This is a genomic window from Caballeronia glathei (assembly GCF_000698595.1).
In the GTDB taxonomy this organism is placed as follows: domain Bacteria; phylum Pseudomonadota; class Gammaproteobacteria; order Burkholderiales; family Burkholderiaceae; genus Caballeronia; species Caballeronia glathei.
In genome coordinates, this window is record NZ_JFHC01000020.1 from 19,845 (window position 1) to 33,086 (window position 13,242).

A 13,242-nucleotide genomic window follows, 5' to 3' on the forward strand; every position below is an offset into this window, starting at 1 on the left:
TCCTTTCTTGTTTATTCGGCGGCGAGCGACGACGTCATGTGGTGCTTTTCGTGCACGCGCGAGACGAGCAGATTGCATATGAAGCCGACGACGAGCAGCCCGGCCATGATGTGAAGCGTCATCGTATAGGCTTCGGCTTTCGCCACGCCATGCGCCACTTCATACGCGCGGATGTAGTTCACGAGCACCGGCCCCGCGACGCCCGCGGCCGCCCAGGCGGTCAGAAGACGGCCGTGGATGCCGCCGACGAACGCCGTGCCGAACATGTCGGCGAGATACGCGGGCACGGTCGAGAAGCCGCCGCCGTACATCGACAGGATCACGCAGTACGAGAGCACGAAGAGGGCGACGTTGCCCGCCTGCGCCAGTTGCGGCACGATCAGATAGAGCACGCAGCCGAGCGCGAAGAACACGAAGTAGGTGTTCTTGCGGCCGATCCAGTCGGAGGTCGATGCCCAGACGAAGCGGCCCCCCATGTTGAAGAGCGACAGCAGGCCGACGAAGCCGGCCGCGGCCGCGGCCGTGATCGATGTCTTGAAGCTTTCCTGAATCATCACCGAAGCCTGGCCGAGCACGCCGATGCCCGCCGTCACGTTCAGGAACAGCACGAGCCAGATCAGATAGAACTGCGGCGTCTTGAGCGCCTGATCGATGTGCACGTGATTGCGCGTGATCATCTTGTTGGTCTTGACGGGCGGCGTCCAGCCTTCCGGCTTCCAGTCCGGGCGCGGGATGCGGATCGTGAGTGCGCCGATGGTCATCGAGATGAAGTACACGATGCCGAGCACGAGGAACGTCTCGGCCACGCCGTTGCTCGTCGCGCTCTTGAAGTGGTTCATCAGCGCGACCGATGCCGGCGCGGCGATCATCGCGCCGCCGCCGAAGCCCATGATCGCCATGCCGGTCGCCATGCCGCGGCGATCGGGGAACCAGCGGATCAGCGTCGAAACCGGCGACACATAGCCGAGTCCGAGCCCGATGCCGCCGATCACTCCATAGCCGAGGTACAGCAGCGCGATCTGATGCAGGTGCACGCCGAGCGCGGAGACGAGAAAGCCGCCGCCGAAGCAGCACGCTGCCGTGAACATCGTGCGGCGCGGGCCGACTTTCTCCAGCCACTTGCCGGCGAATGCCGCCGAGAGGCCGAGAAACACGATCGCGAGCGAGAAGATCCAGCCGAGCGTGGTGAGGGACCAGTCGTCGGGCGCCGACTGGGTGATGCCGATCACCTTCGTGAGCGGCGCATTGAAAACCGAAAACGCATACGCCTGTCCGATGCACAAGTGAACGGCGAGTGCGGCGGGCGGCACCATCCAGCGTGAGAAGCCGGGCGGAGCGAGGGTTGCGTCCTTGGAGAAAAAGCTGTTTGGACCGCTTGCTGCGCGGTGGTCGGTCGTGCTGTTCATTGTGTGTCTCCGTAACGCTTGGCTGTGGTACTGCTTTTCACTTTTTGGGCTTGTTGTTCTGCCGGGCGGCTTCTCCTGGGGGTGAGCGAAGCGCCGGATTCTCCTGTCGTTCGTCGCGGCAACGAATGCCGCGATTGCCATCCATTCCTGACAATTTGTAATTAACTTAGGCAGTTACTGAAATGGCTGCGCCAGAACATAGACAAGACAGAAGCGCTTGGCAATATGAAGCGTCGCGGCATATGTGCACGCGCGTTCGCGGCCTGAGGGCAATGCGGCCACTCTCCTGCCGTCCGGACTAGCGTTAGTCCCTAGCGATTGCCGGTTGACTCCCGATCCTTCGCGACACACACTTCGTCCAAGATTTGTGATCACATGTCACACCATCACAACAGCGGAGATGCGAAGTGGCGACACGCTCAGCGACCAACGACCTGCCTGCGCTCGAACTGGTTGCACGCGAAACCATGGCCGGGCGCGTGTATGCGCAGTTGCGCCAGGCGATCATGACCGGGCGCTTCGCGCCCGGGCAACTGCTGAGCCTGCGCGGCGTCGCTGAGGCAGTCGGTTCGTCGACGATGCCGGTACGCGCCGCGCTCACCAGACTGCAGGCGGAAGGCGCGCTGATCGACGGCCCCGGGCGCGCGCTGATGGTCCCGCCGATGACCCTCGAACTGCTCGACGAACTGCGCGACGTGCGGATCTCGCTGGAAGGCTGCGTCGCGAAACGCGCGGCCTCGCGCATGACGCAGGAGCACCTTGCCGCGTTGCAGCGCGTCTTCGACACGATGGACGCGCAGGTCGAGGCGGGCGACGTCCCGGCCTATCTGCGCAGCAACTTCGAATTCCACATCGCCATCTACACGCATGGCGCAAGCGACATCACGCTCGCGACCATTCAGAACCTCTGGATGCGCATCGGTCCGTTCCTCAACCTCGTCGCACCCGACATTCCCCACATGCGCCGTTCGATGGCAGCGCACCGCAAGATCGTCGAGGCGCTCTGGCGCGGCGACGGAGAGGGCGCGCGCGCGGGCATCGAGCAGGACATAGGCGACGCCGCCGCCGACCTGCAGGAACGGCTGCACAGCAGGGAAGCAGCGAGCGCCTGAACGCGGGCGCGTGGGTCGAAAAAACAACCACCGGAGACAGGCATGACGGTACTTCAGATGCTGAAGCCGCACGCGGGCTTGCGCGTGCTCGTGACGGGAGGCGCGTCGGGCATCGGCCTCGTGATCGCGCGTGCCTTCGCCGATGCGGGCTCGCGCGTGCACGTCTGCGATGCGAGCCAGGCGCACGTCGACGCGCTCGTTCAGGCGGAAAGCAGCACCGAGGTCAACGCGATCACCGCGACGCTCGCGGACGTGGCGGACCGCGCGGCGGTCGAGCGCGTCTTCGCCGATGTAGAGACGCAGCTCGGCGGGCTCGATGTGCTGATCAACAACGCGGGCATCGCGGGCCCGACCGGCGCGATCGAAGAGCTCGACGTGGCGCAGTGGGAAGAGACCGTCGACGTCAATCTCAACGCGCAGTTCTACGTTGCGCGCCGTGCGGTGCCGCTGCTTCGCCACGCACGCGAGGGCGGCGCGATCATCGCGCTTTCTTCCGTTGCAGGGCGTCTCGGCTACGCCTATCGAACGCCTTATTCCGCGACCAAATGGGCGATCGTCGGCCTCACGAAGAGCCTTGCGATCGAACTCGGCCCGGCCGGGATTCGCGTCAACGCGATCCAGCCCGGCGTCGTGAAGGGACCGCGCATCGAGCGCGTGATCGCGGCGCGCGCCGAGCAACTCGGGCTCAGCTACGAGCAGATGGAGAAGGACTATCTCGCCAGGATTTCTCTGCGCCGCATGACCACGCCCGAAGAAGTGGCGGCCACCGCGCTCTTTCTCTGCTCGCCGGGCGGCAGCGGCATCTCGGGGCAGGCGATATCGGTGTGCGGCAACGTCGAAGTGCTCTGAACGCATTGCTTTGAACCGATCCATCAAGAGGACGACATGGCAACGAAACGCAAGGTCATCATCACCTGTGCGCCTACGGGCGCCATCCATACGCCGTCGATGTCGCCGTACCTGCCGGTGACGCCGCAACAGATCGGCGACGCCGCGCTCGCCGCCGCAAGGGAGGGCGCCGCGATCCTTCACCTGCACGCGCGCGACCCCGAAGACGGCCGCCCCACGCAGGACCCCGCGGTGTTCCAGCAGTTCCTGCCGCGCATCAAGGGCGAGACGGACGCGGTGATCAACATCACGAGCGGCGGCAGCCCGCACATGACGGTCGCGGAGCGTCTCAGGCCCGCGCATCATTTCAAGCCGGAAGTGGCGTCGCTCAACATGGGCTCGATGAACTTCGGCCTGTATCCGATGCTCGATCGCTTCAAGGAATTCAAGCACGACTGGGAGCGCAAGCATCTGGAAAACAGCCGCGACCTGATCTTCAAGAACACGTTCGCGGACATCGAGTACATCCTCACGTCGTGCGGCGCGAACGGCACACGCTTCGAGTACGAGTGCTACGACATCTCGCACCTTTACAACCTCGCGCATTTCGTCGATCGCGGGCTGGCGAAGCCGCCGTTCTTCGTGCAGAGCGTCTTCGGGCTGCTCGGCGGCATCGGGCCGCATCCGGAAGACCTGATGCACATGCGCCGCACCGCCGACCGTCTCTTCGGCAGCGACTATGTGTGGTCAATTCTCGGCGCGGGCCGCAACCAGATTCCGCTCGGCACGATGGGCGTCGCGCAGGGCTCGAACGTGCGCGTGGGTCTGGAAGACTCGCTGTGGATCGAGCCGGGCAAGCTCGCCGAATCGAGCGCTGCGCAGGTGAAGAAGATCCGCCAGGTGATCGAGGGGCTGTCGCTCGACATCGCGACGCCGGCCGACGCGCGCGCGATGCTCGGACTCAAGGGCGCAAGCGAAACGAACTTCTGACCACGGCGCCGTCGTCGCGCTTGCAAACGGCCTGCATATTTACGACTTCGATACGCAAACGGTCCAGTTCATTGCGGACCCCGAAGGCGACGGCCCGCAGACACGCTTCGACGACGGAATGGTGGATCGCAAAGGACGTTTCGTCGCGGGTACGAAGGCCTGCGACCGGCGCGTGTTCGCATCGACGCGGGACATGGCGGGCACGTTCGACGGCGCGACCGTCGACGCCGAACGCTACGTCTGGTCGGCACTCGTTCTTGGCGGGTGCATATAGCGCTTCGCGCCCGGCGGCACGCTCGAGCGCGTCGTGCCGTTTCCTGTGCGCAACCTGACGAGCGTAATGTTCGGCGGCCCGAAGCTCGACGTCATGTGCGTCACGACGATGGGCCGGCCGATGTGGGGCATACCGCAGAACGAGCGCGACAAGGGCCGCCTCTTCGCGGTGACGGGGCTTGGCGTGAGGGGTCTGCCCGAGCGGCGCATCGCGGGCTGGCGGCGGCGCACGAACGCAGGCGGCGCGGCTGTGGGCTGCGCCGTTTTTTTATGTCGCGTGAACACAACGCGGCAAGGCCCCGCGCTGCACGCCTATCCATGCGCGCGCACGCGCGATGCCGGCGCGGGCCGCGCTGTATCTGCTGTTGTCGGAAATGTGACCGATTAGGCCGCGATCCTTAACACTGATTTGCATCGGTCAACGGTTCCGATACAGGCCGGGGATTTTTACACTTCATCTCGGGTTTTTTTGGTTGTTCCCTTGGAGATGTTCGTGAAAAAAGTTTCCCTAGTTCTCGGCACGTGCGGCATTGTTGTCGTTTCGTCCGCGGCTCATGCGCAAAGCGCGGTGACGCTGTACGGCATCATCGACGCCGGCATCGCATACACCAACAACGTATCGAAAGGCGGAACGAGCGGCTCGCTCGTCCAGGCGACGAGCGGCGAAATCAACGGCAGCCGCTTCGGCCTGCGTGGTGCCGAGGACCTCGGTGGCGGCCTCAAGGCCATCTTCGTGCTCGAGAACGGTTTCAGCGTGCAGAGCGGCAAGCTCGCACAGAACAATCGCGAATTCGGCCGTCAGGCATTCGTCGGCATCAGCAGCAACCTGTACGGCACGATCACGCTCGGCCGCCAGTACGATTCGCTCGTCGACTTCGTCGCGCCGCTGTCGGGCACGGCAGGCACCTTCGGCGACACCGGTTTTGCGCACCCGTTCGACAACGACAACCTGAATCACTCGGTGCGCATGAACAACTCGGTGAAGTACACGAGCAACAACTATGCGGGCTTCAAGGCTGGTGCCCTGTACGCGTTCTCGAACAATACCGACTTCGCCATGAACCGCGCCTACAGCGTCGGCGCGAGCTACAACTACGGCCCGTTGAACGTGGCCGCGGGCTACCTGCAGATCAACGGCTCGAACAGCACGGCGAACACGGCGGGCGCGGTCGACCTCGGCGAATCGGCTGCGAACGGCACGGGCGGCTTTCAGCTCGGCGCCGATGTGCAACGCACGGTCGGCGCGGGCCTGAACTACGCGTTCGGCCCGGCGGTGGTCGGATTCGTCTACACGCACAGCCAGTTCCAGGGCTCGCAATCGTTCGGTTCCAACAACGGCACGGTGCGCTTCGACAACTACGAAGTGAACGGCAAGTACGCGCTGACGCCGGCACTGAGCCTCGGTGCCTCCTATGTGTTCACCAATGGTCACGTGAGCGACAGCACGACCTTCGGCGAAGATCCCAAGTGGAATCAGGTCAACCTGCAGACGGTCTACTCGCTCTCGAAGCGTACCGACGTCTATCTGGAAGGCATGTATCAGCACGCTTCCGGCCACAACTTCGTCGCGTTCATCAATACGGCGGGCGGCGCCTCGTCGACGGCCAATCAGGTCATGGCGACGGTTGGCATGCGTACACGCTTCTGATCCTGTCAGCCTGAAGCAAACAGGCTGAAAAAGCGTATCGACTCGCGTTTGCGCAGGCGCCGGATCGTTCCGGCCTTGCGCGCGATTCGCATTGCGCGCCGCGGCGCTTCTGGAAGGGGCGCGCGGCGGACAGGAACGGCACTTGCGCGGGAATCCCCGGTACTTTCGAGGAGATACCCGCATGAAGTACCCGACGGAACACCTGCACGCAACGGATGCCCGTTGCGAAGCTTTCATGCTGAATGCGAACGGCTGGGTGCCGAACAACCGGCACCTGCCCGTTCTTCTATGGCGCGGCGCGCTCGACGCACAGTCGTCCGACGCCGCCGCTCGCTTCGAGTCGATGTTCGGCCGCAACGGCTGGCCGCCGCAATGGCGCGACAGCGTCTTCGACTACCACCACTTTCATTCGACCGCACACGAAGCGCTCGGCATCGCGAGCGGACGCGCCGAACTCATTCTGGGCGGTCCCGGCGGACGGGTCGTGACCGTGCAGGCCGGTGACGCGCTCGTGCTGCCCGCGGGCACGGGCCACTGCCTGCTTTCCAGTGAGGGCCGCTTTCAGGTGATCGGCGCCTATCCGCCAGGGCAGCAGTGGGACATTCGCCGCGACGCGCTCACGCCGGGGGAACTGCGCGCGATGGAAGCGCTGCCGTTCCCCCCGTGCGATCCGGTCGGTGGCGCGCGCGGCGAGCTGACACGCCTCTGGCATTGACGCCCTGCGCCGCGCGTCGACTGTTCCATTTCGCTACAGTCGCGTACGGCTGTTTTGAAACTGGACACACCGACAGCGGTTTCATATCGGTTCAGGTGAACATCAGGCCCTGCCAGCAAGGCTTTCGGAAACGAGACGGCGGTGTGGGCGCGGGTGGCATGGATCTCGCAATCAACGACGCACCGGCGCCGGGCACTCCCCGCGCCGGTCCATTCAAACGATATGCGAGGAGCACGCAGATGAATCATGCCGAGATGCAGTTCCTGAACACCGAGTTTCCGTTCAAGAAGCAGTATGGAAATTTCATTGGCGGCCAGTGGGTTCAGCCGGTGGGCGGCGAGTATTTCGACAACGTGTCGCCGATCACGGGAGAGCCGTTCACGTCGATCCCGCGCTCGCGCGAGGCCGACATCGAACTTGCACTCGATGCGGCGCATCGGGCGAAGGCCGCATGGGCCAGGACCTCGGCAGCCGATCGCGCGAACATCCTGAACAAGATCGCGGATCGCATCGAGGCGAACCTGACGCGCATCGCGGTGGCTGAAACCATCGACAATGGCAAGCCGCTGCGCGAGACCATAGCCGCCGACATCCCGCTCGCGATCGATCATTTCCGCTATTTCGCGGGCTGCGCGCGTGCGCAGGAGGGCTCGATCTCGCAGATCGACGACGACACCGTGGCCTATCACTTTCACGAGCCGCTCGGCGTGGTCGGGCAGATCATTCCGTGGAATTTCCCGATCCTGATGGCGACCTGGAAGCTCGCGCCCGCGCTGGCGGCGGGCAACTGCGTGGTGCTCAAGCCTGCGGAGCAGACGCCGGCGTCGCTCCTCGTGCTGATCGAGCTGATCGAAGACCTGCTGCCGGCGGGCGTGCTGAACGTGGTCAACGGCTTCGGACTGGAGGCGGGCAAGCCGCTCGCGTCGAGCAAGCGCATCGCGAAGATCGCGTTCACCGGCGAGACGACCACCGGCCGTCTGATCATGCAGTACGCGAGCCAGAACATCATTCCGGTCACGCTCGAACTGGGCGGCAAGAGCCCGAACATCTTCTTCGCCGACGTGATGAACGAAGACGACAGCTACTTCGACAAGGCGCTGGAAGGCTTCGCGATGTTCGCGCTCAATCAGGGCGAGGTGTGCACGTGTCCGTCGCGCGTGCTGATCGAAGAGAAGATCTACGAGCGTTTCATGGAGCGCGCGCTCAAGCGCGTGGCCGCGATCAACCAGGGCCATCCGCTCGACGCGAGGACGATGATCGGCGCGCAGGCGTCCCGGGAGCAGCTGGAAAAGATCCTGTCGTACATCGATCTCGGCAAGCAGGAAGGCGCGCAGTGTCTCGCGGGCGGCGAGCGCAACGCGCTCGGCGGCGAGCTTCAGAACGGCTACTACGTGAAGCCGACCGTGTTTCGCGGTCACAACAGGATGCGCATCTTCCAGGAGGAAATCTTCGGGCCGGTCGTATCGGTGACGACTTTCCGCAACGAGGATGAAGCGCTGGAAATCGCCAATGACACGCTCTACGGCCTCGGCGCGGGCGTGTGGACGCGCGACGGCACGCGTGCGTACCGGTTCGGCCGCGAGATCCAGGCAGGGCGGGTCTGGACCAACTGCTATCACGCGTATCCGGCGCATGCGGCGTTCGGCGGCTACAAGCAGTCGGGCATCGGGCGCGAGAATCACAAGATGATGCTCGATCACTATCAGCAGACGAAGAACCTGCTCGTCAGCTATAGCCAGAAGCCGCTCGGCTTCTTCTGATTCCCCTGATGCACTTGCAACCGCGAGCCGCCGCGAGGCGGCTCGCTCACACAGGATACGCACGATGACCACTGAAGAAGTCGCGCGCGTCGTGGCGACGCCCGCGGCAATCGAGCTTGTCGGCAAGCTCAGGGCCGAGCACGGCGACGTGCTGTTCCATCAGTCCGGCGGCTGCTGCGACGGCAGCGCGCCGATGTGCTTCCCGGCAGGCGAGTTCATGGTCGGCACGTCGGACGTGAAGCTCGGCTCGATCGGCGGGGCGCCGTTCTACATGAGCGAATCGCAGTTCGAGTACTGGCAGCACACGCAGCTGATCATCGATTGCGTGCCGGGCAACGGCGGCATGTTCTCGCTGGAACGCCCCACGGGTCTGCGTTTTCTTACCCGCTCGCGGCTATTCGACGATGCGCAATCCGCGTGGCTGGAAGCGCATCCTGTCGAGCGCGTTCACGTCTGACGCCATCGCGGCGCGCGCTTTTCGATGAACGCCTGAATGCCTTCGAGCGCCGCGTCGTCCTGCATGTTGTGCGCCATCGTGTCGCCGGCAAGGCGGTAGGCCGCATCGATGCCCGTCTCCAGCTGCAGGTAGAAAAGGCTCTTGCCGGCGGCGATCGCCGCGCGCGGCTTCTCGCAGATGCTCGCTGCCAGTGCACGCGTCGCGTCATCCAGCTGCTCGGGCGCCGCCACCCGGTTCACGAGGCCGCGTTCGAGCGCCGTCTTCGCATCGATGAACTCGCCCGTCACGAGCATCTCGAACGCGGCCTTGCGCGACACGTTGCGAGACAGCGGCACGCTCGGCGTCGAGCAGAAGAGTCCCAGGTTCACGCCCGACACCGCGAAGCGCGCGTCGCTTGCGGCCACGGCGAGATCGCACATCGCGACCAGCTGGCAGCCGGCCGCCGCCGCGACGCCGTGCACGCGCGCGATCACGGGCTGCGGCATGCGCTGGATCGTCAGCATCATCTTCGAGCAACGCGCGAAGAGCGTCTGGTGGTATTCGAACCCGGGTTCGGCGCGCATTTCCCGCAGGTCGTGGCCTGCGCAAAACGCCTTGCCCGCGCCCGCGAGCACGACGACGCGCGCATCCGACGCGGCGACGTCGTCGAGGCTGCGCTGCAGCGCGTCGAGAAGCGCTTCCGACAGCGCATTGAACGTGTCCGGCCGGTTCAGGGTGATGCGCACCGCGCCCGGCACGCCGTACACATCGGGCTCGATTGCGACGAGCGGACCGGCGGTTTCGATCATGCTCGCTCCTTCAAACGTCGATGGCCGCGACCGAGCCCGCGCGTTTGCGCAGCTCGAATTTCTGTATCTTGCCGGTCGACGTCTTCGGAAGCTCGCAGAACTCCACCGCGCGCGGCACCTTGAATCCGGCGAGATGGGCCTTGCAATGCGCGATCAGCTCGGCGGCACTCGCGCTCGCGCCGGGCTTGAGCTCGACGAATGCGCACGGCGTCTCGCCCCAGCGCGCATCCGGCTTCGCGACGACGGCGGCGACGAGCACCGCCGGATGCCGGTACAGCACGTCTTCCACCTCGATGCTCGAAATATTCTCGCCGCCCGAAATGATGATGTCCTTGCTGCGATCCTTGATGCGCGCATAGCCGTCCGGGCACGCGACGGCGAGATCGCCGGTGTGGAACCAGCCGCCCGCGAACGCTTCCTGGGTGGCTGCCGGATTCTTCAGGTAGCCCTTCATCATGATGTTGCCGCGGAACATGATCTCGCCGATGGTCTCTCCGTCGGCGGGCACTTCGCGCAGCGTCAGCGGATCGCGCACGCTCACGGCGTCCTGCAGGTGATAGCGCACGCCCTGCCGCGCGTTCATGCGCGCGCGCTCGCTCACGTCGAGCGCGTCCCAGCCGGGCTGATGCGCGCATACCGTCGCCGGCCCGTAGACCTCGGTGAGCCCATAGACATGCGTCAGTTCGAAGCCGAGCCGCTCCATTCCTTCGATCATCGCGGCGGGCGGTGCGGCTCCGGCGACCATCGCGTGCACGCGGTGCGCGATGCCGGCCTTCAGTTCATCGGCTGCAGTGACGAGCAGGTTCTGCACGATCGGTGCACCGCAGTAATGCGTGACGCCCTCGCTGCGGATCAGGTCGAAGATCGTCTTTGCGTCGATCCTGCGCAGGCACACGTTCACGCCCGCGCGCGCGGCCACGGTCCACGGGAAGCACCATCCGTTGCAATGGAACATCGGCAGCGTCCAGAGGTAGACGGCATGCTTGGGCATGTCCCATTCGAGGACATTGCTGATCGCATTCGTGTACGCGCCGCGGTGATGATAGACGACGCCCTTCGGATTGCCGGTCGTGCCCGACGTGTAGTTCAGACAGATCGCGTTCCACTCGTCGGACGGCGGCGACCACTCGAAAGCCGGGTCGCCGCTGGCGAGCAGGGCTTCGTAATCCGTTTCACCGATGCGTTCGCCCGGGCCGGTGTAGGCGGGATCGTCGACGTCGATCACGAGGACCGGCTGGTCGACGCTCGCCAGCGCCTCGCGCATCACCGCGGAGAATTCGCGGTCGATCAGAAGCACCTTCGCCTCGCCGTGCCTGAGCATGAAGGCGAGCGTGCCGGCGTCAAGCCGCGTGTTGAGCGTATTGAGCACCGCGCCGATCATCGGAACGCCGAAGTGCGCCTCCACCATCTCGGGGATGTTCGGCAGCATCGCGGCGACCGTGTCCCCCACGCCGATGCCCCGCGCGCTCAACGCCGACGCAAGGCGCCGCGTGCGCGCGTAGGTCTCGGCCCAGGTGCGGCGCACGGAGCCGTGCACGACGGCAGGCATCGCCGGATACACCGCGGCCGCGCGTTCGATGAACGTGAGCGGTGTCAGGGCTGCGAAGTTCGCAGCGGTCTTGTCGAGGCCTTCTTCGTACATGGTGCCGTTCATCGCGTGTCTCCCTGTCGGCGCGCGAGGAGCGGCTCTTCGTCCGGTCGTCGCGCGGATTCCATAATACGCGCGATTACAGTTTGCTTTAAAGCTGGGGGAGCGGAGGCGAAGCGGTCTGTGCCGATGGAAGGCCCGCGGCGCGAGGCCGTTCAATGGCGCCGCATTCGATCAGTGCCTGAAGCAGGCGAAGGGAAGCGCACGTGACCAGTGCGAAGCGCGTGCGGAGTCGCGGCGCATCGGACGATGCGCCGCCTGGAAAATGAATGCGCGCTATCGCTCGAACGAGGATGTGGCTTGCGCTATCGAGAACAGGCGTCCTGTCTCGTCATTCAATTGCCTTCGGTCTGCGGCTGGAATTGCCCTCTGTCGATCGCGCGGATGCGGCGCTCGAGCTCCGGAAGGTCGGCGGCCGAAGCCAGATAGGCGTCCGTGCGCCCACGTTCGGCCTGTTCAAGCCAGCCACTGATCTTTGCAATGAGAAACGACAACATGACGTGCTCCTGAGATGGAACGATGCTGTTCGGCTCGGAAGCCGCGCGTTATGCGGAGATTCCGCCATCGAAGCATCGATTTGCGCAGAGAGGCTGTCGGTAAAGAGCGGGATTGCAGACCGATATGCGTGTGCGCATACCTTATAGAACGCCGGACGGCCGGAATTTATTCCGGAATTCGAACGAGGTGAGTGCGACGCCGATGCGGTGCCGGGATCATGGCGCGCGCATCCCATATGGCGCGCCATGACGATTTTGTGTGAGGAAAGGCCCGCTCGAACGAGGTCGAGCGAGGCTTTCTCCCCAGTGCTACTGCTCGCTCTGATTGAGCACTTCGGTTGCCGCCTCGCACGCGCCGCGCAGTTGCTCGCGCATCAGCGTCTCCACTTCGGGGTCGCCGGCGACGATCGCGTCCTTGATCCGCACCGCCTGCTCGCAGGACGAGCGCATGCGCCCGCCGCGCGCCATCGCGATACGCCGCAGGCGCCGCACCGGCCCGATGAGGCTCGCGTGCGTCGCCTGCAGGGTGCGGTTGTCGGCGAGCGTCATCACGATCGAATAGAAGCGGTCGAGCGCATCGACATAACCCGCCGGGTCCTCCGCCTCCACGCTCGCCTGCATCGCCTCGATCACGTCGTCGAGCTGCGCGCGGCCGAGCGCGTTGATGCGTTCCGCCGCGAGCCGCACCGCGAGACATTCCAGCGCCGTGCGCACCGTATAGATTTCCGCGACATCGCGCAGCGTCACCGAGCGCACGAACGCGCCGACACGCGCGACGATCGTCACGAGCCCCTCGCGTTCGAGTTGCGCGAACGCCTCGCGCATCGGCGTGCGGCTCACGTTCAGCTGCTTTGCGATCTGCACCTCGGAGAGCCGGCTGCCCGGCGCGAGCACGCCCTCGACGATCGCCTCGCGCAGCGCGGGCACGACCACGCCGTCGGAGAGCGAGTCGCTCGAAGCATCCACCGTGCGCATGCGCGAGTGATATTTGCGCCCGATCGCATCGAGGGCCTGATCCGGCTGATCGGCGGCCGCCGCGCCGATTTCATTATTTGCTGAAGTCGCCATTGACATCTCAGTATTCCATGAATACGCTGTATACAGCTAATACAGCATCATA

Annotated in this window: 14 protein-coding genes and 1 pseudogene; 10 read left to right on the plus strand and 5 right to left on the minus strand. The window is 64.9% G+C overall.

Annotation, left to right across the window (positions count from 1 at the left end):
- Nucleotides 1-11: 11 nt before the first annotated feature.
- On the minus strand, nucleotides 12-1,406 hold the full coding sequence (locus BG61_RS14550; protein WP_035935663.1) for an L-lactate MFS transporter: 1,395 nt from the start codon (nucleotides 1,404-1,406) through the stop codon (nucleotides 12-14).
- Between the two features lie 467 nt (nucleotides 1,407-1,873).
- Between BG61_RS14550 and BG61_RS14555 the strand changes: the two genes are divergently transcribed.
- The 10 genes and pseudogenes from BG61_RS14555 to BG61_RS14590 all read left to right on the plus strand — a co-directional run bounded on the left by BG61_RS14555 (nucleotide 1,874) and on the right by BG61_RS14590 (nucleotide 9,189).
- The gene (locus tag BG61_RS14555; RefSeq protein ID WP_129572212.1) at nucleotides 1,874-2,518 is read left to right on the plus strand and encodes a GntR family transcriptional regulator; all 645 of its coding nucleotides are present in this window, start codon (nucleotides 1,874-1,876) and stop codon (nucleotides 2,516-2,518) included.
- A gap of 42 nt (nucleotides 2,519-2,560) precedes the next feature.
- Nucleotides 2,561-3,367, plus strand: a complete 807-nt coding sequence (locus tag BG61_RS14560) for an SDR family oxidoreductase (RefSeq protein WP_035935659.1) — start codon at nucleotides 2,561-2,563, stop codon at nucleotides 3,365-3,367.
- A 36-nt stretch (nucleotides 3,368-3,403) separates the two neighbouring features.
- Nucleotides 3,404-4,336 carry a 3,5-dioxohexanoate:acetyl-CoA acetone transferase gene (gene kce, locus BG61_RS14565; RefSeq protein ID WP_035935657.1) on the plus strand — a complete coding sequence of 311 codons (933 nt, stop codon included), beginning with the start codon at nucleotides 3,404-3,406 and terminating at the stop codon, nucleotides 4,334-4,336.
- 37 nt (nucleotides 4,337-4,373) lie between these two features.
- Nucleotides 4,374-4,445: pseudogene (locus tag BG61_RS43990) on the plus strand (hypothetical protein); the annotation flags it as partial.
- A 9-nt stretch (nucleotides 4,446-4,454) separates the two neighbouring features.
- Nucleotides 4,455-4,610 (plus strand): SMP-30/gluconolactonase/LRE family protein, encoded by a 156-nt coding sequence (locus BG61_RS43995; protein WP_232256328.1) that lies wholly within the window; start codon nucleotides 4,455-4,457, stop codon nucleotides 4,608-4,610.
- A 33-nt stretch (nucleotides 4,611-4,643) separates the two neighbouring features.
- Nucleotides 4,644-4,997 (plus strand): hypothetical protein, encoded by a 354-nt coding sequence (locus BG61_RS44000; protein ID WP_051672528.1) that lies wholly within the window; start codon nucleotides 4,644-4,646, stop codon nucleotides 4,995-4,997.
- Between the two features lie 99 nt (nucleotides 4,998-5,096).
- The gene (locus BG61_RS14575) at nucleotides 5,097-6,257 is read left to right on the plus strand and encodes a porin (RefSeq protein ID WP_129572207.1); all 1,161 of its coding nucleotides are present in this window, start codon (nucleotides 5,097-5,099) and stop codon (nucleotides 6,255-6,257) included.
- A gap of 181 nt (nucleotides 6,258-6,438) precedes the next feature.
- Nucleotides 6,439-6,972, plus strand: coding sequence for a cupin domain-containing protein (locus BG61_RS14580; protein ID WP_035935655.1), 534 nt, complete (start codon nucleotides 6,439-6,441; stop codon nucleotides 6,970-6,972).
- Between the two features lie 239 nt (nucleotides 6,973-7,211).
- The gene (gene adh / locus BG61_RS14585; RefSeq protein ID WP_035935792.1) at nucleotides 7,212-8,732 is read left to right on the plus strand and encodes an aldehyde dehydrogenase; all 1,521 of its coding nucleotides are present in this window, start codon (nucleotides 7,212-7,214) and stop codon (nucleotides 8,730-8,732) included.
- A 64-nt stretch (nucleotides 8,733-8,796) separates the two neighbouring features.
- Complete coding sequence (locus BG61_RS14590) at nucleotides 8,797-9,189, plus strand: DUF779 domain-containing protein (protein WP_035935652.1); 393 nt, start codon at nucleotides 8,797-8,799, stop codon at nucleotides 9,187-9,189.
- On the opposite strand, the gene BG61_RS14595 is transcribed toward BG61_RS14590, so the two are convergent.
- The 4 genes from BG61_RS14595 to BG61_RS14605 all read right to left on the minus strand — a co-directional run bounded on the left by BG61_RS14595 (nucleotide 9,180) and on the right by BG61_RS14605 (nucleotide 13,190).
- On the minus strand, nucleotides 9,180-9,977 hold the full coding sequence (locus BG61_RS14595; RefSeq protein WP_035935650.1) for an enoyl-CoA hydratase: 798 nt from the start codon (nucleotides 9,975-9,977) through the stop codon (nucleotides 9,180-9,182). The genes BG61_RS14590 and BG61_RS14595 overlap by 10 nt on opposite strands.
- Nucleotides 9,978-9,987: 10 nt before the next feature.
- The gene (locus BG61_RS14600) at nucleotides 9,988-11,631 is read right to left on the minus strand and encodes an acyl-CoA synthetase (RefSeq protein WP_035935647.1); all 1,644 of its coding nucleotides are present in this window, start codon (nucleotides 11,629-11,631) and stop codon (nucleotides 9,988-9,990) included.
- 329 nt (nucleotides 11,632-11,960) lie between these two features.
- Complete coding sequence (locus tag BG61_RS40080) at nucleotides 11,961-12,122, minus strand: DUF3563 family protein (protein ID WP_075584164.1); 162 nt, start codon at nucleotides 12,120-12,122, stop codon at nucleotides 11,961-11,963.
- A 309-nt stretch (nucleotides 12,123-12,431) separates the two neighbouring features.
- Nucleotides 12,432-13,190 carry a GntR family transcriptional regulator gene (locus BG61_RS14605; RefSeq protein WP_129572206.1) on the minus strand — a complete coding sequence of 253 codons (759 nt, stop codon included), beginning with the start codon at nucleotides 13,188-13,190 and terminating at the stop codon, nucleotides 12,432-12,434.
- Nucleotides 13,191-13,242 lie beyond the last annotated feature (52 nt).